This is a genomic window from Amycolatopsis roodepoortensis, from assembly GCF_024628825.1.
GTDB lineage: Bacteria > Actinomycetota > Actinomycetes > Mycobacteriales > Pseudonocardiaceae > Amycolatopsis > Amycolatopsis roodepoortensis.
Genome location: NZ_CP102415.1, coordinates 3,409,904 through 3,431,390, shown reverse-complemented (window position 1 = coordinate 3,431,390; position 21,487 = coordinate 3,409,904). Strand labels below are relative to the sequence as shown.

Below are 21,487 nucleotides of genomic sequence, written 5' to 3'. Positions count from 1 at the left end.
CGTGCGTATCTTCGATCCCCACATCCACATGTCCTCCCGGACCACCGACGACTACGAAGCCATGTACGCGGCCGGTGTCCGCGCGCTGGTCGAGCCCGCGTTCTGGCTGGGGCAGCCGCGTACCAGCGTCGGCTCCTACACCGACTACTTCGACGCGCTCATCGGCTGGGAACGGTTCCGCGCCGCCCAGTTCGGCATCCGGCACCACTGCACGATCGCGCTGAACCCCAAGGAGGCCAACGACCCCCGCTGCCGCGAGGTGCTCGACGTGCTCCCGAGGTATCTGGCGAAGGACGGCGTGGTGGCGGTCGGCGAGGTCGGCTACGACTCGATGACCAAGGAAGAGGACGAGGTCTTCTCGCAGCAGCTGGCGATGGCGCTGGAGCACGACCTCCCCGTCCTGGTGCACACCCCGCACCGCGACAAGCTGGAAGGCACCAAGCGCACCCTCGACGTCGTGCGGGAGGCCGGCGTCGCGCCCGAGCGCGTGGTCGTCGACCACCTCAACGAGGTCACCGTCAAGCTGGTCAAGGATTCCGGTGCCTGGATGGGTTTCTCCATCTACCCGGACACCAAGATGGACGAGCACCGGATGGTCGAGATCCTGCGCCAGTACGGGCTGGATCAGATGATCGTCAACTCGGCCGCCGACTGGGGTCGCTCCGATCCGCTGAAGACCGCCAAGACCGGGCAGGCGATGCTCGACGGCGGGTTCACCGAGGCCGACGTCGACAAGGTGCTGTGGCAGAACCCGGTCGAGTTCTACGGGCTCAGCGGCAGGCTCACGCTCGACCCGCTGCCCGGTTTCACCGGCGAGGCCGTCACTTTCGAGGGCAACTCGGTGCTGCGAGGTGCCCGCAAATGATCTCCTACTGTACGAACGTCCACCCCGCCGAAGACGTCGACGGCATCGTCGCGCAGCTGGAGCGATACGCGCTCCCGGTGCGCGAGCGGCTGGGCGCCGATCGGCTCGGCGTCGGACTGTGGCTTTCCGCGCCGGTCGCGCGCGGGCTCGCCGAAGACGCGGGAGCACGCAAGCGTTTCCGCGCCGAACTCGACGCCCGCGGGCTTTCGGTGTACACGCTCAACGCCTTCCCGTACGGCGGTTTTCACGACGACGTCGTCAAGCACGCGGTCTACCGTCCTGAGTGGACGAACCCGGACCGGGTCGCGTACACGATCGACTGCGTGAACGTGCTGTCCGATCTCCTCGCCGAGGATGCTTCCTACGGCAGCATATCGACGCTGCCGTTGGCTTGGCGTGAACCATGGAACGAACAGGACGACCGCCGCGCGGCCGAAGCCTTCGGTGAGGTCGTCCGCGCGATCGGTGACCGGCCGATCAAACTGGCGGTCGAACCGGAGCCCGGCTGTGTGCTCGACACCGTGGCCGACGCGCTGGGCTGGCTTTCCGGCCGTGTCGACCCGGAGTACGTCGGGTTGTGCCTGGACACCTGTCATCTCGCGGTGTCGTTTGCCGACCCGGCGGAGACGCTCAAGGCGATCGCGGAGTCCGATGTGGACATCGTGAAGGTGCAGGCCTCCGCCGCGTTGCACGTCGAGAAGCCCGCCGAAGCGCGTGAGGCGTTGGCCGCTTTCGCGGAACCGCGGTACCTGCACCAGGTCCGGGAGTTTTCCGGTGGTGTCGTGCGGAAGGCCGACGACCTGCCCGAAGCCTGGACCGAGCTGCCGGGGGAGGGGCCGTGGCGCGTGCATTTCCACATGCCGCTGCACCAGGCCCCGGCCGCGCCGCTGTCCACCACCACGGACGTGCTGCGCACCGTCGCCGCCGGACTGCCCGGCGAACCGCATATCGAGGTCGAGACCTACACCTGGAGCGTGCTCCCGGACGCGGGTGATCTCGTCGGCGGGATCGCCGCGGAACTCGAATGGGCACAGGCCAACCTCGTCAAGGAAGGGGTGTCCGCGTGAAACCCTTGGTCGTCATCGACGTCGTGGGGCTGACCCCGAAGGCGTTGCGGGACATGCCGAAACTGTCCGCCGTCGCGCGAGACGGCTGGCAGGCCGAACTGGGCACGGTGCTGCCCGCCGTCACCTGCAGCGCGCAGTCGACGTTCCTCACCGGGCTCATGCCCGCGCAGCACGGGATCGTCGGCAACGGCTGGTACTTCCGCGAACTCGGCGAGATCTTCCTGTGGCGCCAGCACAACCGGCTCGTCGGCGGCGAGAAGCTGTGGGAGACCGCGCGGGCGGCGCATCCCGGGTACACGTCGGCGAACGTCTGCTGGTGGTACGCGATGGGGATGAGCACCGACGTCACGGTGACCCCGCGGCCGATCTACCACGCCGACGGCCGCAAGTCGCCGGACGCCTACGTCCGTCCGCCCGAGCTGCACGACCAGCTGACCGGCGCGCTGGGGGAGTTCCCGCTCTTCCAGTACTGGGGCCCGACAGCGTCGCTGAAGTCGAGCAAGTGGGTCATCGGGGCGTCGCGGCAGATCCTGCGCGAGAAACGGCCGGATCTGCTGCTGACCTACGTCCCGCATCTCGACTACGACCTTCAGCGCTTCGGCCCCGACGCGCCGCAGGCACGCAAGGCCGCGCGGGAGCTGGACAACGCGCTCGCGCCGCTGCTCGACGACGCCCGCAACGCCGGGGCGACCGTGGTCGCGCTCAGCGAGTACGGGATCACCAACGTGCACCGGCCGGTCGACATCAACCGGGCGCTGCGGCGCGAGGGCCTGTTGGAGGTCTACACCCAGGCGGGGATGGAGTACCTCGACCCGTGGGCGTCGCGCGCGTTCGCCGTCGCCGACCACCAGGTCGCGCACGTCTACGTCCGCGACTCGGCCGATCTCGAGCGGGTGCGCTCGATCGTCGGCGAGCTGACGGGCGTCGACGAGGTGCTCGACCGCGAGGCACAGGCGCGGTACGGCATCGACCACGAACGGGCAGGCGAACTCGTCGCGGTCGCCGAGCCGGACTCCTGGTTCACCTACTACTACTGGCTCGACGACGAGCGGAAGCCCGACTTCGCGCGCGGCGTCGAGATCCACCGCAAACCGGGTTACGACCCCGCCGAGCTGTTCTTCGACCCGGAGGACAAGTTCGCCAAGGCGCGGGCCGGGCTCAACCTGGCGAAGAAGTTCGCCGGGCTCCGGTACGCGATGGACGTCGTCCCGACCGATCCGCGCTGGGTGCGCGGCTCGCACGGACGCCTGCCGGATTCCACAGAGGACGGTCCCGTACTGCTGTGCTCCGACCCGGCCTTCGAGCCGTCCGGTCGGGTGGGTGCGACGGACGTTCATCCGCTGTTGTTGTCGCTGCAAGGCCTGAAGTAGGAGGTGGCGGGGTGGTGTGGCCGGTGCGTGTCGCGAAAGCCACTTTCGCGACGTCTGATGTCTCGAAAGTGGCTTTCGGGACATGGTCGCCCGCACCCGCCGGTCCCGACGTTGCGAAAGCCACTTTCGCAACCTCCAACGTTGCGAAAGTGGCTTTCGCAACATCCCGAATCGGCTCAGCCCCAGCGAGCCGCCCGGTCCAGGGGGTCGTGAGTGGCGATTCGGGTTAGAACCCGAATCGCCACTCACGACCAACCCGACCTCCTCCCCACCCGCACCCTCCCTCCCCACCCCACCTCACGAAAGGACGCTCCACCCGCAAGTCCTTCCTTGATCGCCGCCGCTCATCGAAAGGATCGCCACTGCTATGTCTTTGAAACGACGACTAGGTGTGCTCGTCACATCCGTGGTCACGGCTCTGACAGGCGTCGCGCTACCGGTGCAGACCGCATCGGCGCACGAAGCGGCCACGGTGCTCGTGTTCTCCAAGACCGCGGGCTTCCGGCACGATTCGATCCCCGACGGGGTCAAAGCGATCAAGGACCTTGGGGCGCAGAACCACTTCGGGGTGGAAGCGACCGAGGACGCGGCCGCCTTCACCGACGCGAACCTCAAGCGTTTCGACGCGGTGGTCTGGCTTTCCACCACCGGTGACGTGCTGAACGTGGACCAGCAGGCCGCGTTCGAGCGGTACGTGAAGGGAGGCGGCGGGTACGTGGGCGTGCACGCCGCCTCCGACACCGAATACGACTGGCCCTGGTACGGGGAGCTGGTCGGGGCGTACTTCAAGTCCCACCCGCAGATCCAGCAGGCGAACGTCAAGATCGAAGACCACGACCACGTGTCCACTGTGGATCTTCCGGAGACGTGGCCACGCACGGACGAGTGGTACAACTACCGCGAGAATCCGCGCAGCGACGTCCACGTCCTGGCGAGCCTGGACGAGAAGAGCTACCAGCCCGGTGACGGCGCGATGGGTGACCACCCGATCGCCTGGTGCCACGAGAATTCCGGCGGCCGCTCCTGGTACACCGGCGGGGGGCACACCAAGGCCTCCTACGCCGAACCGGCCTTCCTCAAGCATCTGGCCGGCGGCATCAAGTACGCCACCAAGCTGAGCGAACCGGGCTGTGCCAAGCAGCAGGAAGCTCCGGTCGACGCGGACTTCGACCAGATCACCCTGGCCAAGGGCGAGGAGAAGACCGGCGAGCCGATCGCGCTTTCCGTGCTGCCCAACCGCGACGTCCTGCACACCTCGCGCGACGGCCGCGTCTGGTACACCAGCTCGTCGGCGACGACGTCGCTGGCCGGGCAGATCCCGGTCTACAACCACGACGAGGACGGCCTCCAGGGTGTCGCCATCGACCCGGACTTCGCCAAGAACCGCTGGGTCTACCTGTACTACGCGCCCAAGCTGAACACCCCGGCCGGTGACGCGCCGGAGAACGGCACCCCGGCCGACTTCGAGCCGTTCAAGGGCTACAACCAGCTCTCGCGGTTCAAGCTGGGCACCGACAACAAGCTCGACCTCGCGAGCGAGCAGAAGATCCTCCAGGTCCCCGCCGAACGCGGGATCTGCTGCCACGCCGGCGGCGAGATCGACTTCGATGCGCAGGGCAACCTGTATCTGTCCACAGGGGACGATTCCAACCCGTTCGCCTCCGACGGGTTCACCCCGATCGACGAACGCGCCGACCGCAACCCGGTGTACGACGCGCAGCGCACCTCGGCCAACACCAACGACCTGCGCGGCAAGGTGCTGCGGATCAAGGTCGGCGCGAACGGGAAGTACACGATCCCCAAGGGCAACCTGTTCCCGCGCGGCAAGGCCAAGACCAAGCCCGAGATCTACGCGATGGGCTTCCGCAACCCGTTCCGCTTCGCCGTCGACCGCAAGACCGGCTGGATCCACCTGGCCGACTACGGTCCCGACGCCGGCGCGGCCGACCCGAAGCGTGGTCCCGGTGGCACGGTCGAGTTCAACCTGATCAAGAAGCCCGGCAACTACGGCTGGCCGTACTGCATCGGGGACAACCAGCCGTTCATCGACTACGACTTCGCCACCAAGCAGTCCGGTGCGGCCTTCGACTGCGCCAAGCCGAAGAACACGAGCCCGCGCAACACCGGGCTGACCGATCTGCCGCCGGTCGAGAAGGCGTGGATCCCGTACGACGGAGGTTCGCTGCCCGAGTTCGGCACCGGCCCCGAGTCGCCGATGGGCGGCCCGGTCTACCACTACGACGCCAAGAACCCGTCCCAGACCAAGTTCCCGGAGTACTTCGACGGCAAGACCTTCGCCTACGAATGGGAACGCGGCTGGATCAAGGAGATCACCGTCGGACCGAACGGCGAACGCGGCGCCATCAAGCCGTTCTTCGACTCGATGGACCTCGTCCGCCCGATGAACGTCGAGTTCGGCCCGGACGGCGCGATGTACGTCCTCGACTACGGCACCGGGTACTTCGGCGGCTCGAAGGAATCCGCCGTCTACCGCATCGACTACACCAAGGGCCGCCGGACACCGATCGCCAAGGTGGCCGCGGACAAGACGTCCGGGCAGGCGCCGCTGGCCGTCAAGTTCGACCCGGCCGGGACGAACGACCCCGACGGCCAGGCGCTGACCTACGCCTGGGACTTCGACGGCAACGGCACGACCGACTCCACCGAGGCCACCCCGGTTTCCCACACCTACGCCGCGAACGGCCAGTACACGGCGAAGCTCTCGGTCACCGACTCCACCGGGCTGACCGGTTCGGCGAGCGTGGTGGTCACCGTCGGCAACACCGCACCGGTGGTCACGCTGAAGACCCCGGTCAACGGCAGCGTGTTCAGCTTCGGCGACATGGTCCCGTTCAAGGTCGAGGTGACCGACGCCGAAGACAACCCGATCGACTGCTCGAAGGTGACCGTCGAATACATCCTCGGGCACGAGGGCCACGGGCATCCGCTGAGCCGTGCGACCGGTTGTGAGGGCACCATCGCCACGCCCGCCGACGAAGGACACGGCGCGGACGCCAACGTCTTCGGCGTCATCAACGCCAGCTACACCGACAACGGCGGAAACGGCGTGCCCGCGCTCACCGGCGAGGCCGAGTCCATCCTGCAGCCGAAGCTGAAGCAGGCCGAGTTCTACACGCAGTCCAGCGGGATCGAGGTCGTCGCGCACGCCGGCGCCAGTGGCGGCAAACGCGTGGGCCACATCGAATCCGGTGACTGGATCAAATTCGACCCGGTGAACCTCGTGGGTGTCGGCGGCATCGGCTACCGGGTTTCCTCCGGTGGCGCGGGCGGCACGATCGAGGTTCGCTCGGGCGCGGTGGACGGGCCGCTGGTCCAGACGGTCGCCGTCGCCAACACCGGCGGCTGGGACACCTATGCCGACATCCCGGCGTCCGCCATCACCGACCCCGGCGGGACCGGCCCGTTGTTCCTCGTGTTCAAGGGCGGTTCCGGCGGCTTGTTCGACGTAGACGCGATCACCTTCGAGGAGAACTGATGAGCCGTCCGATCACCCTGTTCACCGGCCAGTGGGCGGATCTCCCGTTCACCGAGGTGTGCAGGCTCGCGAGCGAATGGGGCTACGACGGCCTCGAGATCGCGTGTTCCGGCGACCACTTCGAGGTCGATCGCGCACTGTCCGAAGAGGACTACGTGCCCGGCCGCCTGAAGCTGCTGGCCGAGCACGGCCTCAAGGTGTGGGCCATCTCCAACCACCTCGTCGGCCAGGCCGTCTGTGACGACCCGATCGACGAACGCCACCAGGCGATCATCCCGTCCAGGGTGTGGGGCGACGGTGAACCGGAAGGCGTCCGGCAGCGGGCGGCGAAGGAGATGGCCGACACCGCCCGCGCGGCGGCGAAACTCGGCGTGGACACGGTGATCGGCTTCACCGGCTCGAAGACCTGGAAGTATGTCGCGATGTTCCCGCCGGTGTCGCAGGCGGTCATCGACGACGGCTACTCCGACTTCGCCGACCGGTGGAACCCCATCCTCGACGTCTTCGACGAGGTGGGCGTGCGGTTCGCCCACGAGGTCCACCCGTCGGAGATCGCGTACGACTACTGGACCACGAAACGTGCGCTCGAAGCTGTCGGCGACCGTCCGGCATTCGGGCTGAATTGGGATCCTTCGCATTTCATCTGGCAGGACCTCGACCCGGTCGGCTTCATCCTCGACTTCGCCGACCGGATCTACCACGTGGACTGCAAGGACACCAGGAAGCGGTTCGACGGACGGAACGGACGGCTCGGCTCGCATCTCCCCTGGGGAGATCCCCGACGCGGCTGGGACTTCGTTTCGACCGGGCACGGCGACGTGCCCTGGGAGGACTGCTTCCGCGCACTGAATTCGATCGGCTACGCCGGTCCGATCTCGGTGGAGTGGGAGGACGCCGGCATGGACCGGCTCCGGGGCGCGGCGGAGGCCGTGACCTTTCTGCGGGGGCTCCTGTTCGACAAGCCGTCGGCGGCCTTCGACGCGGCTTTCAGCAACCAGAAGTGAGGGCGGTTTCATGTGCGGTGAAGAAGCTGAGCAGTTCCACTCTCGACGGGCACTCCTCCGCGGCGCGGCGACGGCGGCCGTCGCGGTGGGCGCGGCGGTAGCCCTGCCGAGCCTGGCCAGTGCGGCCACCGAGGCGGAGACCCAGGGACACGGCCACCACGGTCGAGGCCGTGTCCCGGTGGACAAGATCAGCATCCAGCTCTACTCCCTGCGCACCGCGCTGCAGGCCGATCTGCCGGGAACCCTGTCCGCGCTGGCGGACATCGGCTACCGGAAGGTCGAACTCGCGGGCACCTACGGCCGTTCGGCCGAAGAGTTCCGCGGTCTGCTGGACAAGAACCACATCAAGGCGACGTCCACCCACGTCGGTATCGACGGTGACCTCGACAAGACCATCGCGGACGCGAAGATCCTCGGGAACACCCGCGCCAACGTGCCGTGGGCGAACTTCGACACCATCGACGGCTGGAAGCAGTTCGCCGGACGGATGGACACGGCGGCGCGGAAGTTCCGCCAGGCCGGTATCCCGCTCGGCTACCACAACCACGCGCACGAGTTCGCGCCCATCGACGGCGTGCGCCCGTACGACGTGCTCACCAGGAACACGAACCCGCGGTACGTGCACCTGGAGATCGACCTGTTCTGGGCGGTGGAAGGCGGGATGGACCCGGTCTCGCTGTACCGGCAGCACTGTCCGCGCGTGGTCCAGTACCACGTCAAGGACCGGACCGCGGCCGGCGAGATGGTCGACCCCGGCAAGGGCGTCATCGACTTCCCGCGCATCTTCCGCCACACCCGTCCCCACCTCGCCGAATACATCGTCGAGCACGACAACCCCACGGATCCCCTGAGCACCGCCCAGACCGGATTCACCTATCTCCGCAACGTCCGCTTCTAGCTGGGGAATCCACAATGGACAAGAAGAACCGCGGGCTGTCCCGCAGATCGATGCTCGCGGGCACCGCGGCCGGGGTCATCGCCCCGGTCGTGGTGTCGGCCAGCGCGGGTTCGGCGCCGGCCGCCGCGGCCGGGATGACCCGCAACATCACCATCTACGCCGACTACGTTCCCGGTTCGACCCGGGTCGGTTACGGGCTGGAGCCCGGGAAACCGACGATCCCCGGACCGCTCCTGGAGTGCTACGAGGGTGACACGCTGGTGATCGAGCTGGTCAACAACACCGACCAGCGGCTGTCGATCCACCCGCACGGCGTCAACTACGACACCAAGTCGGACGGCTCGCCGTTCAACGATTCCTTCAACAAGCCCTACGAGACCAAGACCTACACCTGGAAGACCCGGACGGCCTACCAGACGGCCAACGGTTTCTGGATGCCCGGCAGCGCGGGGTACTGGCACTACCACGACCACGCGTTCGGCGGCGACCACGGCACCGCGGGACTGATGAAGGGTCTCTACGGCGGACTCATCGTGCGCAAACGCGGGGATCTGCTGCCCAGCAAGCAGTTCACCGTGGTGTTCACCGAAATGTGGGTCAACCACCAGGTCGCCCCGAACACACCGATCTTCGAGGCGAACCTCGGCGAACGCGTCGAGTTCATCTGCATCGGGCACGGCAACCTGATGCACACCTTCCACCTGCACGCGCACCGCTGGGCGGACACCCGCACCGGCATGCTCACCAGCGCGACCGACAACGCCCCGATCGTCGACAACAAGACCCTGGACCCCGGCAACTCCTTTGGGTTCCAGGTGATCGCCGGTGACGGCGTCGGGCCGGGCGCGTGGATGTACCACTGCCACGTCCAGCAGCACTCGGACGACGGCATGTCCGGGGTGTTCCTGGTCCGCAACGCCGACGGCGGGATGCCCGCGGGCGCCCAGGAGGCGATCGACCGCTTCAAGGGGCACCAGCACACCACGTCCACGCCGAACGCCACCGGCGCCTCGGCCCACCACCACTAGTCTTGAAAGGAGCGAGAACTTGAGACGAGTATTTTCGCAACGCCGGCTCCGCAGACGGTCGCTGGCCGCGCTCGCGGTCGGCGCCGTCGTCACCTCCGGGCTTCCGCTGGCCATCGCACCGGTGACCGCCGAAGCCGCGACGAACGTCCCGGTCAACGTCCTGGTCTTCCACGGCACCGCCGCGGACCAGAAGGACCCCGTCTTGCGCGCCACGGACGCGATCGCAAGCCTGGGCCAGGCGAACGGGATCTCCGTTTCGTCCTCTTCGGACCCCGCGGTGTTCACGCAGGCGAACCTCGCGAAATACCGCGGCGTCGTCTTCCTGTCCGCGCAAGGCATCACGCTGAACCGCGACCAGGAAACCTCGCTGCAGAACTACATGAAGGCGGGCGGCGGCTTCCTCGGCCTGTCCGACGCCGCGCGGGCGCAGGACGGCTCGCAGTGGTTCTCCGGGCTGATCGGCGCCCGTCCGGTGGGGGCGCGTCCCACGCCGGAGGCGGTCGCCTCGGTCACCGCGAGCGCGGAGAACGCGCCCAACGAGGGCAAGGAGAAGCTCGCCGACAACAACGAGAACACCAAGTGGCTGGCCTTCCAGCCGACCGGCTGGGTCGCCTACAAGATGGTCGCCCCGGTCGCCGTCAGCAGCTACGACCTCGTTTCGGCGAACGACTTCCCCGGCCGTGACCCGAAGAGCTGGACCCTGCAGGGCTCCAACGACGGGACCACGTGGACCGATCTGGACACTCGCACCAACGAGACGTTCGCCGACCGGTTCGTGAGCCGCAAGTTCACCTTCGCCAACACCACGGCGTACGCGAACTACCGGCTGAACATCACCGCCAACGCCGGTGACCCGCTCATCCAGCTGGCGGATTGGAAGCTGTACAAGGACAACTCGACCACCCCGCCGCCGCCGGAGGCCCCGCCCGCCGAGGCAACGGTCGACGTCCTCGACAAGGCGAACCCGGCCACCGCGGGCCTGCCGCAGAAGTGGGTCCGCACCGACCGGTGGCTCAACTGGGAGGTCAACCCGGTCGGCACCGTGCACACGGTCGCGCAGGTCGAGGAATCGACCTACAAGCCGGGTGTCGGCGCGAACGGCGCCTTCCACCCGATCTCGTGGTGCCGTGACTACGACGGCGGCCGCTCCTTCTACACCGGCATGGGCCGGACCGAGGCCAGCTACGGCGAAGCTCAGTTCCGCAGCCACATCCTCGGCGCGCTGAAGTGGACCACCGGCATGGTGCGCGGTGACTGCAAGGCGGGTATCGCGGCCAACTACAAGGTCGAGCGCCTGACCGGGATCAACCAGCCCGGCCAGCTGGACCAGATGGGCGAGCCGCACGGGCTCACCATCGCGCCGAACGGCCGGGTCTTCTACATCGGCCGCGCCGCCTGCGCCGGCAACGTCGTCCCCGCGCCGAACGACTGGACCAACCCCCAGATCGGCGCCGGCTGCGGCACGATCCACCAGTGGGACCCGGTCACCAAGAAGCCGAAGCTGCTCACCACGCTGAAGGTGATGGGCAACCGCGGCAGCGGCGACGAACTGGTCAAGAACGAGGAAGGCCTCCTCGGTCTCGTGCTGGACCCGAAGTTCAGCGAGAACGGCTTCATGTACGCCTACTGGATGCCGCACGAGTCGGTCGACATCGACAAGCGGATCGGCAAGCGCACGGTCTCGCGGTTCACCTACGACCTGAAGAACCAGACGCTGGACCAGGCGACCCGCAAGGACCTGCTGTCCTGGGACGTCCAGGTCCACAGCTGCTGCCACGCCGGCGGCGGGATGGACTTCGACAAGGACGGGAACCTCTACATCGGTTCCGGCGACAGCAACTCGTCGCAGGGTTCCAACGGGTACTCCGGCAACAACTGGACCCAGGACTACAAGGGCGTCTCGTTCCAGGACGCGCGCCGCACCGCCGGTAACACCAACGACCTCAACGGGAAGATCCTGCGGATCCACCCGGAGCCGGACGGTACCTACACCAACCCGGCGGGCAACCTGTTCCCCGAGGCCAACGACCCCGGGAACAAGACCAGGCCCGAGATCTACGTGATGGGCGTGCGGAACATCTCGCGTCTGCAAGTCGACAAGAAGACCAACTGGCTGACCGCCGCGTGGGTCGGCCCGGACGCGTCCTCGCCGAGCCCGGAACTCGGCCCGGCCAAGTACGAGACCGCCACGGTCATCACCGAGGCGGGTAACCACGGCTGGCCGTACTGCATGGGCAACAAGCAGCCGTACCGCGACCGCAGCAGCACCGACGCCGCGGTCCTCACCGGCTGGTACGACTGCGACAACCCGGTCAACACCTCGCCGCGCAACACCGGCCTGGTGAACCTGCCGCCGATCAAGAAGAACATGATCTGGTACGCGCCGGACGGCGGCGGGCCGGTGTTCCCCAACCGCCCCAACAGCTCCGTCCCGACGTACAACGCGGCCGAGGCCACCTACACGCAGCCCTACCTCAAGGGCGGCGGCCAGGCGGTCATGACCGGGCCGACGTACCACCGCGAACTGGTCAACACCAACAGCGGCGTCGCGTGGCCCGCCTACTGGAACGACAAGTGGTTCATCGGTGACCAGAGCAACGGGCAGAACCGGATCGCGGTCACCCTCGACCCGAACGGCGTCGCGAAGCAGGATCCGCCGGTGTTCGCCGAGACCGTGCGGCAGATCATCCCGACCGGTGGTGGCGACACCAAGCTGAACCAGTGGATGGACGCCAAGTTCGGGCCGGACGGCGCGCTGTACGCGCTCGACTACGGCGGCGGCTTCTTCACCCTGACCAACAACCAGAAGCTGCTGAAGATCAGCTACATCGGCGGCGAGGCCACCCCGTCCGCGGCGGCGTCCTCGACGATGGTGCAGAACAAGCCGCTCACCGCGGCCTTCACCGGGTCGAAGTCCGGCGGTGTCTCCTACAAGTGGGAGTTCGGCGACGGCACGTTCTCGACGCAGCCCGACCCGCGGCACGCTTACCCGCGCACCGGGCTGTACACCGCCAAGCTGACCGTGACCTACGCGAACGGCGAGACGGTGACCACGCGGAACTCGGTGAGCGTCGGGTGTCTCGTGGCGGATCCCAGCGCCACGGTGACCATCGGCGACACCGACACCGGGGTGACCAACCGCAACGCCGGTGGCGGCTGCACGGTCGACGACATGATCGACGACGACTCCACGTGGACCTCCCACGCCGGATTCGTCAACCACGTCACCCAGGCCGTGGACCGGCTGGGCGACCTCGGTGTGCTGAACGCGGCCGAGTCGGACAAGATCAACGCCGCGGCCGCCGCGTCGCCCATCGGCAACAAGGGCGTCACCGGCTACGACGCGATCTACGACGGCACGCCGGAGTCGTTCCGGAACTGGTCGCAGGCGCCGTCCGGGCAGTTCGCCATCCAGCCGGACGGGTCACTGCGACCGTCGGGCGGGCTGGGGATGCTGTGGTACTCGGCACGGCAGTTCGGCAACTTCTCGGTGAAGCTGCAGTTCAAGGACATCGCGCCGAACGGCAGCGCCAACAGCGGTGTGTTCGTCCGGTTCCCGGATCCGCGCACTCCGCTGGAGCAGCGTCCGCCGGGCAGCTGCGGCACGGTCGGTTCGGCCAGGACGTCACAGGCCTGGGTCGCGATCTACTGCGGTCACGAGGTCCAGCTGTACGACGGGGCCACCGGTGAACCGCAGAAGACCGGGTCGATCTACAACTTCGACCCGCGGCCGCTGGACCAGGCGGGCGTGAAGCCGAAGGGGACCTGGAACGAGTACGAGGTCAAGGTCGTCGGGCAGAAGTACACGATCATCCGCAACGGTGTGGTGATCAACGAGTTCGAGAACGCGCCGGGGATCTCCTCGTCGCGGGCGGGCGATCCGTCCACCGACTTCCGGCAGTTCGTCAGCGGGTTCATCGGTCTGCAGAACCACGGTGACAACGACCTGATGGAGTTCCGCAACATCCGGGTGCGGCAGCTGTAGCGCGAAAGCCGGCCGGGCGCGCGACTTCGCGTGCCCGGCCGGTCTCCCTTGTACGGAAGGTTTCCCTGCGATGTCTCCAAGAACCCTCGTCGTGGCGCTCGTGGCCGCGACACTCGCGCTGGCGGGCCTGGTCCTACCGGGCTCGTCCGCTCCCGCCTCCGCCGCCCCCGTCCAGACCCTGGAATGGACCGCGGGCGACAGCACCGACCACTACCTCAGCGCGCCGTCGACCGCGGTGGCCGGTGAGACCACGATCGTCTTCAAGAACACCGAAGAGCTCGGCTCGACGATGTCGCACACGCTGACGTTCGACACGTCGACCGCGGGCTACAACCACGACGTCAACCTCAACATCCTCGCCAACCCCTACGACGACAAGAACGGCGTGCACCAGGCCACGGTGACGCTGACCCCTGGCAAGTACCGCTACTACTGCACGATCCAGGGCCACACCAAGATGATGGGCGAGTTCGTCGTCACCGGCGAGCCGACCCCGGACACCACGCCGCCGACGGTGACCGCGAACGTGACCGGTACCAAGGACACCGCCGGGAACTACGTCGGTTCCGCGACGGTGAACCTGTCCGCGTCGGACAGCCAGTCCGGTGTGGACAAGGTCGAGTACCAGCTCGACGGCGGCGCCTGGACCGCGTACACGGCACCCGTTGCGGTCTCCGCCGCCGGCGCGCACATGGTCCACTACCGCGCTACCGACAAGGCCGGAAACGTTTCGCCGGAAGGGATGTCGTCGTTCACCGTCGTCACCGGGCAGCCCGGTGACACGACACCGCCGACGGTGACCTCCGAGGTGACCGGCACCAAGGACACCGCGGGCAACTACCTCGACACCGCCACCGTGAAGCTCACCGCGACCGACACCGGCTCCGGCGTCGACAAGGTCGAGTACAAAGTGGACGAAGGCGCGTGGACCGCGTACACCGCTCCGGTCGCGGTCACCGCGCCGGGCATGCACATGGTGCACTATCGCGCGTCGGACAAGGCGGGCAACGTTTCGCCGGAGGGCATGGCGCACTTCACCATCGTCAGCAGTGACACCACCGCGCCGACCGTGACCGCCGAGGTGACCGGGACCAAGGACACGGCCGGGAACTACGTCGGCAAGGCGACCGTGACCCTCGCGGCGACCGACGCCGGTTCGGGTGTCGGCAAGGTCGAGTACCAGCTGGACGGCGGCCCATGGCTGACGTACTCGGCGCCGCTCGCGCTCACCGTCGTCGGCGCGCACACGGTGAAGTACCGCGCCACCGACAAGGCGGGCAACGTCTCGGCGGAAGGCACGGCGACGTTCACCATCGTCGAGGGCGACGACAGCACCGCGCCCGCCGTTTCGGTGGTGGTGAGCGGTGATCTGGACGGAAGCTGGTCGTACATCGAAGACGCGACCATCAACCTGACCGCGACGGACACCGGGTCCGGTGTGGACAAGATCGAGTACAAACTGGACGGTGGGGCCTGGACGGTCTACACCGCGCCGGTGAAGGTGACCGAGCTCGGCACGCACACGCTGACCTACCGCGCGTCGGACAAGGCGGGCAACGTCTCGGCGGAACAGGGCGGCGCGTTCACCATCGTCGCCGCGCCGCCGGGCCCGGACGCCTGCCCGGACTCCGACGTCCGGGACACGGTGATCCTCGGCACGGCGGACAGCCAGGTCGAGAACCGCGACACCGGTAACGGCTGCACGATCAACGACGTGATCGACGACGAGTCGGACTACTCGTCGAACGACCAGTTCGTGACCTACGTGCGGGCCGTGACACAGGAACTCCTCGACGGCGAGGTCATCTCGTCCTACGAGCGTGAACTGATCGTCACGGCTGCGATCGACTCCGGTATCGGCGGCACGACCGCCGAGCCGGAGCCGGAGCCCGAACCCGGCAAGACGAAGAAGCCGAAGACGTCGAACCCCGGGATGAAGAAGGTCGTGAAGACGCCGATCCGGGACGTCTGAGCGAAGTCGGTTACCTTTCTCGCGTCGCGCTCGTCATGTCCATGACGGGTTCGGCGCGAGAAAGGTATCGACATGACCGGCGAAGCCCTGGCCAGCGCGTTCGAGGAGCAGCGCGGGCGTCTGGTGGCCGTGGCGCAGCGGATGCTCGGCTCGCGCGCGGACGCCGAGGACGCCGTCCAGGAGGCCTGGCTGCGGCTGGCCCGCCAGGACGCCGACACGATCGACAACCTCTCCGGCTGGCTGACCACCGTCGTCGGCCGCGTCTGCATCGACGTCCTGCGCTCCCGCAAGACGCGCCCCGAGGACTCCTACGACGAGCCGCCCGAGCTGCTGGTGCTCGAGGACTCGCCGGAAGAGGACGCACTGCTCGCCGAATCGGTCGGGGTGGCGCTGGTCGTGGTGCTCGACACCCTCGGCCCGGCCGAGCGGCTGGCCTTCGTCCTGCACGACCTGTTCGGGGTCCCGTTCGCCGAGGTCGGCGAGATCCTCGGCAAATCCGCGGACGCGGCCAAGATGCTCGCCAGCCGGGCCCGCCGGAAGGTGCGGGGACAGCGTCCGGCCGACGAGCCCCGGCAGCACGCGGTCGTCGAGGCGTTCCTCGCGGCAGCGCGCGAAGGAGACTTCGAAAGCTTGGTCGAGATGCTCGACCCCGACGTGACGTGGCGTTCGCGGAGCCGTCACGGCGAGGTCGTACGGCTCGGTGCGTACGAGGTGGCCACGCGGGTCCAGCGCGGGGCGCGCGCCGTCGTCACCACCCGTCCCGCGCTGGTCGACGGCAAACCGGGAATCGTGTCGTGGAGCCGGACCGGCAAGCTGCTGGGCGTGATGTCCTGCACCATCGTCGACGGCCGCATCGTCGAAATCGATTCGGTGAGTGACCCGCGTCGCCTCGCGGCCATGGGTGTTACCTCTCGGGAGTCCTCCTCGTCGGAGTAAGTGAAGACCGACGAGAAGGAGAAATCCCATGCAGGCAAGGATCGATTACCTCAAGACCGCCCTCGCGCCGAAGCTGGTGAAGCACCTCGTTTCCGCTGCGAAAGTCCTCGACGGCAGCGAACTTCCTTTGGCGACAAGGGAATTGGTGAACATCCGGGCCAGCCAGATCAACGGCTGCTCGGGCTGCCTCGACATGCACACCAAGGACGCGGCGCACGCGGGGGAGACCACGACCCGGCTGAACCTGGTGGCGTGCTGGCGTGAGGCGACGGTCTTCACCGAGGCCGAACGCGCCGCGCTGGAACTCACCGAGCAGGGCTGCCGCCTCGCCGACGGCAGCGGCGTCACCGACGAAGCGTGGGCGGCCGCCGCCAAGCACTACGACGACGAGCAGCTCGTCGCGCTGGTGACCCAGATCGCCCTCATCAACGCCTTCAACCGGCTGAACGTCATCACCCGGCAGCCGGCGGGTGACTACACGCCCGGCCAGTACGCGGGGCATTGATGGACACCGCGCTGTGGGTCGTCGCCTGGCTGCTGGCCGTCATGTACGTCGTGTCCGGCGTCGGGAAACTGTTCCTGCGAAGGGAAACGATCGCAGGAGTGGGCTCGGCCGCGGGCTGGGTGCTGGATGTCGCCCCTGGCACCGTGAAGTTCATCGGGATCGTCGAGATCCTGGGCGCGGCCGGCCTGATCCTCCCGGCCTTGCTGGACATCGCGCCGGAACTCGTGCCGCTGGCCGCCCTCGGGCTGGCGCTGGTGATGGCGGGCGCCGTGGTCGTTCGCCTGCGTCGCCGCGAGCCGCTGGTCGCGCTGCTGGATCTCGGTTATCTCGCGTTGTGCGCGTTCGTCGCCATCGGGCGCGCCTGACACGCGTGAAGGCCCCCTTCCCTCGGCTCAGCAGAGGGAAGGGGGCCTTCACGCGATTCAGCTCAGGTGCGCTGCTTCGCCCGCCCGAGGATGCGACGGCGTCCGCCGTGGCTGTTGGTGCGTTCCTCGTGGAGTTCCTTCAGCGACAACATCATCGCGTCTTCCTGTTTCATCAGCGGGTCGTTGCGCAGGTCCTTCCAGACCGAGACGCACAACCCGACCATCACGAACACGAACGGCACCGCGATCAGGATCGTGAGGTTCTGCAGACCGGTCAGCGCCTTGTCCCCGCCGACGAGCAGCATCACCGCCGCGACGGCGCCCATCAGCACGCCCCAGAAGATCACGACGGTCTTCTTCGGATGCACGCTTCCGCGCTGGGACAAGGTACCCATCACCACCGACGCCGCGTCCGCGCCGGAGACGAAGAAGATGGAGACCAGGATCATCACCAGGATCGCGATCGGGATGAACCACGGCAGCGTCTCGAGCAGTTCGAACGTCGCCGACTGGGCACTGCCCGCGCCCGCGATGTCCGTCCCGGCCCGTTGCCTGCTGATCGCCGCGCCGCCGAAGATCGCGAACCAGATCAGGCTCACGACGCTCGGGATCGCGATGACACCGAAGATGAACTGCCGGATCGTGCGGCCGCGCGAGATCCGCGCGATGAACATGCCGACGAAGGGCGTCCACGAGATCCACCACGCCCAGTAGAAGACCGTCCAGCCGCCGAGCCAGGTCTGCATCTCCGCGCCACCGGTCATCCCGGTGCGGCCGGACATCTCCGCCAGCTCGCGGAAGTAGTCGCCGATGGCGCCCGGCACGATGTTGAGGATCAGCACGGTCGGCCCGACCACCAGCACGAACACCGCGAGTACCGCGGCGAGCACCATGTTGATGTTGGACAGCCACTGGATGCCCTTGGCCACACCGGAAACCGCCGAAGCGATGAACGCGATGGTGAGGATCGCGATGATCGCGACCAGCAGGCCCTTGCCGGGGTCGTCGATCCAGCCGACGGCGCCCATACCGCCGCCGACCTGGAGCGCGCCGAGGCCGAGGGAAGCGGCGGAACCGAACAGCGTGGCGAAGATCGCCATGATGTCGATCGCCTTGCCCAGCGGGCCTTCGGTGCGGCGCTTGCCGATCAGCGGCGCGAACACCGAGCTGATCAGCTGGCTGCGGCCCTTGCGGAAGGTGCTGTAGGCGATCGCGAGACCGACGACGGCGTAGATCGCCCACGGGTGCACGGTCCAGTGGAACAACGTCGTCGCCATCGCGGTGTGGACGGCTTCGTCGGAGTTCGGGGCCGCGGTGCCCGGGGGCGGGCTCGCGAGGTGGGAGACCGGTTCGTACACCCCGAAGAACATCAGGCCGATGCCCATACCGGCGCTGAACATCATCGCGATCCACGACGACGTCCGGAATTCGGGCAGTTCCTTGTCCCCGCCGAGCGGGATCCGGCCGTAGCGGCTTATGGCCAGACAGACCGCGAAGAGCACGAAACCACTCGCGGTCAGCACGAAAGCCCAACCGCCGTAAGGGATCACGGCGTCGTTCAGCAGGGTCGACGCGACACTCGCGAGGTTTTCCGGGGCCAGCACGCCCCAGACGATGATCGCGAGCGCGAGCACCGCGGCCACACCGAAAACGGTCTTGTCGGTCTCCGCGGGTCGTTCGGCGGCGAGGTCGAGGGGGACGTGCTCATCGGGCGGGTGGCCCGGACCCGTCGTGTCCGGTGCGTGGGCAAGGTCGGTCGCGGTCTCCGCGACGACCTCTTCTTCCGCTTGTTTACCGTCCTGCGAACTCATGTTCAGTGACGCGCCGACTGCGGCGCGCGCTCCTTCCGCCCGATGTTAACCCGTTTGCACCACTGCACCCTAACCAGAAAACTGGTAACCGGCAGAAAATACGGGCGAAGTGGTTTAAAGCTGTGATTGCGGGCTTGACCTCGGCGGATGCGGGTCCGGTCGGCGGTCTCGGCGGGGAACGTGGCGCTCGTGACACCGGGCCGCGGTGGCCCGGTGTCCTCAGATCGTGGTGCCACCCCTCCAGAAGGGGCGACCGAGCGGGTCGCCACCTGCGGCGTCCGGACGTCCTTGCCGCGTGTGGTTGCGGTTCAAGAGGTAGGTGACGAGGGCGATCAGGGCGAGGGTGACGATGATTGCGGTCATGGCAGTAAGTTTGCGCCACTCGACATCCTGCCAGAAGTGGCAGTTCTGTCGTTGTGCGGCAAAATCCTGCCAGCTATGCTCCGGTCATGCTGAAAAGCGTCGCCGTGGTGCTGTTGGACGATTTCGCCGCCTTCGAGTTCGGTGTCGTCTGCGAGGTGTTCGGCTACGACCGCACCGATGACGGAGTGCCACTGCTCGACTTCCGCGTGTGCGGGGAGCGGGCCGGAGAACCGCTCAGTCTCGGGCACGGCGTCAAAGTGACTCCGGAACACGGTCTCGAAGCGACGGAGGACGTGGATCTGGTCGTCGTCCCCGCGTGCGACGTCCGCGACGAATATCCGCCGGCGGTACTCGACGCGCTCCGGGCGGCTTCGGAGCGCGGCGCCACGCTGCTTTCGGTCTGCACCGGCGCGTTCGTGCTGGGCGCCGCGGGCTTGCTCGACGGACGGCGGTGCACGAACCACTGGCGGCACAGCGCGGCATTCCGGAAGCGGTTCCCGCAGGCGCAGCTGGATCCGGACGTGCTGTTCGTCGATGACGGCGACATCGTCACCAGCGCGGGAACGGCCGCCGGCATCGACGCGTGCCTGCATCTGGTCCGGCGCGAACTCGGCTCCGCCGCGGCCACCGTGATCGCCCGGCGCATGGTCGTGCCGCCGCAACGGGAAGGCGGGCAACGGCAGTTCGTCGAGGTGCCGATCCCGGAATGCACCGGGGACAGTCTTCAGCCGGTGCTCACCTGGATGCTCGAGAACATCGCGCACGACCATCCGGTCGCCGACCTCGCCCGCCGGGCCCGGATGTCCGAGCGCACTTTCGCGCGCAAGTTCGTCGCGGAGACGGGCACCACACCGCACCGATGGCTTTCGACACAACGGGTCCTGCACGCGCGGTCGCTGCTGGAGGAGACGACGATGAGCATCGACGAGGTCGCGCGCCGCTGCGGCTTCGGCTCGGGAGCCTTGCTGCGGCACCATTTCCACAAGGTCGTCGGCGTTGCCCCGCAAGACTACCGGCGGACTTTCGCGCCACAGCGCGTCTGACCCGGCGGTCAGCCGGCGCGCCGCCCGACGGCCTCGAAGATGTCGTGAGCCAGCAAAGCGGCGCCTTCGGTGAACCCGTTGATGAGGATCTTCCGGCCGTCGGTGAGTTTGACGAGACAGCCGACGTCGCCGCCGAACGCCTTGGCGAGGGCGTTCGTCTTGGCGTGGTCGACGGCCACCTCCACCTTGGTCCACGGCACGACGGTGGTCGATTTTCGCCAGGTGTGCACGAATCCCTGTTCGTACAAGGTGAAGATCTCGCCCCGTTTGCTGATGGCGTGCCAGCAGCCCCAAGCGCCCATCAGCGCCAGCCCCAGCCCGCAGCCGATGACGAGGCCGATGACCATCTCCCCACCGGAGACCCCGGCCTCCTGTCCCAGCACGAACACGACGACACCGAGCGCCGCGATCGGCGTGCCGATCACGATCGCGGCCACACCCCGGAGCGCGCGCCTGCGGCAATTCGTCTCGAAGCGTTCGACGTAGGCACCCAGCTCGGTCACGGCCAGCACGCTAACGGCGGGTGCGGGGACCGGTCCCTAATCCTTCGGCGCCTTGTTGAACAGGCCGAGGGATTGGGCGAACGCCGCCCCGCCTGCCAGGAAGACGAGCGGCAGCGTCTTGGCCCAGAAGGCGCCGACGTCGAGCGAGATGAGCAACGCGAGCAGCCCGCCCGCCAAGGCGGCCAAGATGAGCATTCCCAGTGCGAGGCGGGGTTTCGAGACCATGAGTCCTCCAGGAAACGGGTTCGGAGGAGCCAGCCTCGCGACGATCCCGCC

Annotated in this window: 17 protein-coding genes; 13 read left to right on the top strand and 4 right to left on the bottom strand. The window is 67.7% G+C overall.

Going from position 1 to position 21,487, the window contains the following annotated elements; all coding sequences use genetic code 11:
* The first annotated feature begins 1 nt into the window (after nt 1).
* The 12 genes from NQK81_RS15905 to NQK81_RS15850 all read left to right on the top strand — a co-directional run bounded on the left by NQK81_RS15905 (nt 2) and on the right by NQK81_RS15850 (nt 17,491).
* Nucleotides 2-865 (top strand): TatD family hydrolase, encoded by an 864-nt coding sequence (locus NQK81_RS15905; RefSeq protein ID WP_257488829.1) that lies wholly within the window; start codon nt 2-4, stop codon nt 863-865.
* On the top strand, nt 862-1,932 hold the full coding sequence (gene eboE / locus NQK81_RS15900) for a metabolite traffic protein EboE (protein ID WP_257488828.1): 1,071 nt from the start codon (nt 862-864) through the stop codon (nt 1,930-1,932). The genes NQK81_RS15905 and eboE overlap by 4 nt, the downstream gene beginning before the upstream one ends.
* A complete protein-coding gene (locus NQK81_RS15895) occupies nt 1,929-3,302 on the top strand; it encodes an alkaline phosphatase family protein (RefSeq protein ID WP_257488827.1) in 1,374 nt (457 codons plus the stop codon). The genes eboE and NQK81_RS15895 overlap by 4 nt, the downstream gene beginning before the upstream one ends.
* A 367-nt stretch (nt 3,303-3,669) precedes the next feature.
* Nucleotides 3,670-6,798: a ThuA domain-containing protein gene (locus NQK81_RS15890; protein WP_306856042.1), complete on the top strand. Its 3,129-nt coding sequence runs from the start codon at nt 3,670-3,672 to the stop codon at nt 6,796-6,798.
* The gene (locus NQK81_RS15885) at nt 6,798-7,802 is read left to right on the top strand and encodes a sugar phosphate isomerase/epimerase family protein (RefSeq protein ID WP_126733941.1); all 1,005 of its coding nucleotides are present in this window, start codon (nt 6,798-6,800) and stop codon (nt 7,800-7,802) included. The genes NQK81_RS15890 and NQK81_RS15885 overlap by 1 nt, the downstream gene beginning before the upstream one ends.
* A gap of 10 nt (nt 7,803-7,812) precedes the next feature.
* Complete coding sequence (locus NQK81_RS15880; protein ID WP_257488825.1) at nt 7,813-8,700, top strand: sugar phosphate isomerase/epimerase family protein; 888 nt, start codon at nt 7,813-7,815, stop codon at nt 8,698-8,700.
* Nucleotides 8,701-8,714: 14 nt separating this feature from the next.
* The gene (locus NQK81_RS15875) at nt 8,715-9,728 is read left to right on the top strand and encodes a multicopper oxidase domain-containing protein (RefSeq protein ID WP_126733939.1); all 1,014 of its coding nucleotides are present in this window, start codon (nt 8,715-8,717) and stop codon (nt 9,726-9,728) included.
* A gap of 19 nt (nt 9,729-9,747) precedes the next feature.
* A complete protein-coding gene (locus NQK81_RS15870; RefSeq protein ID WP_257488824.1) occupies nt 9,748-13,713 on the top strand; it encodes a ThuA domain-containing protein in 3,966 nt (1,321 codons plus the stop codon).
* A gap of 70 nt (nt 13,714-13,783) precedes the next feature.
* The gene (locus NQK81_RS15865; RefSeq protein ID WP_257488823.1) at nt 13,784-15,685 is read left to right on the top strand and encodes an OmpL47-type beta-barrel domain-containing protein; all 1,902 of its coding nucleotides are present in this window, start codon (nt 13,784-13,786) and stop codon (nt 15,683-15,685) included.
* A 72-nt stretch (nt 15,686-15,757) separates the two neighbouring features.
* Complete coding sequence (locus NQK81_RS15860; RefSeq protein WP_257488822.1) at nt 15,758-16,621, top strand: sigma-70 family RNA polymerase sigma factor; 864 nt, start codon at nt 15,758-15,760, stop codon at nt 16,619-16,621.
* A gap of 28 nt (nt 16,622-16,649) precedes the next feature.
* Complete coding sequence (locus NQK81_RS15855) at nt 16,650-17,126, top strand: carboxymuconolactone decarboxylase family protein (RefSeq protein WP_126733935.1); 477 nt, start codon at nt 16,650-16,652, stop codon at nt 17,124-17,126.
* Complete coding sequence (locus NQK81_RS15850) at nt 17,126-17,491, top strand: DoxX family protein (RefSeq protein ID WP_257488821.1); 366 nt, start codon at nt 17,126-17,128, stop codon at nt 17,489-17,491. Before NQK81_RS15855 ends, NQK81_RS15850 begins: the two co-directional genes overlap by 1 nt.
* A 62-nt stretch (nt 17,492-17,553) precedes the next feature.
* Here NQK81_RS15850 and NQK81_RS15845 read toward each other — a convergent pair whose 3' ends face one another.
* Nucleotides 17,554-19,302, bottom strand: a complete 1,749-nt coding sequence (locus NQK81_RS15845) for a BCCT family transporter (protein ID WP_257488820.1) — start codon at nt 19,300-19,302, stop codon at nt 17,554-17,556.
* 219 nt (nt 19,303-19,521) lie between these two features.
* Nucleotides 19,522-19,665: a hypothetical protein gene (locus NQK81_RS15840; RefSeq protein WP_185927166.1), complete on the bottom strand. Its 144-nt coding sequence runs from the start codon at nt 19,663-19,665 to the stop codon at nt 19,522-19,524.
* An 86-nt stretch (nt 19,666-19,751) separates the two neighbouring features.
* Between NQK81_RS15840 and NQK81_RS15835 the strand changes: the two genes are divergently transcribed.
* Nucleotides 19,752-20,708 (top strand): GlxA family transcriptional regulator, encoded by a 957-nt coding sequence (locus NQK81_RS15835; RefSeq protein ID WP_257488819.1) that lies wholly within the window; start codon nt 19,752-19,754, stop codon nt 20,706-20,708.
* Nucleotides 20,709-20,716: 8 nt separating this feature from the next.
* Here the strand turns inward: NQK81_RS15835 and NQK81_RS15830 are convergent, their stop codons facing one another.
* Nucleotides 20,717-21,211 (bottom strand): hypothetical protein, encoded by a 495-nt coding sequence (locus NQK81_RS15830; RefSeq protein ID WP_257488818.1) that lies wholly within the window; start codon nt 21,209-21,211, stop codon nt 20,717-20,719.
* 36 nt (nt 21,212-21,247) lie between these two features.
* Nucleotides 21,248-21,436, bottom strand: coding sequence for a hypothetical protein (locus NQK81_RS15825; protein ID WP_126733931.1), 189 nt, complete (start codon nt 21,434-21,436; stop codon nt 21,248-21,250).
* Nucleotides 21,437-21,487 lie beyond the last annotated feature (51 nt).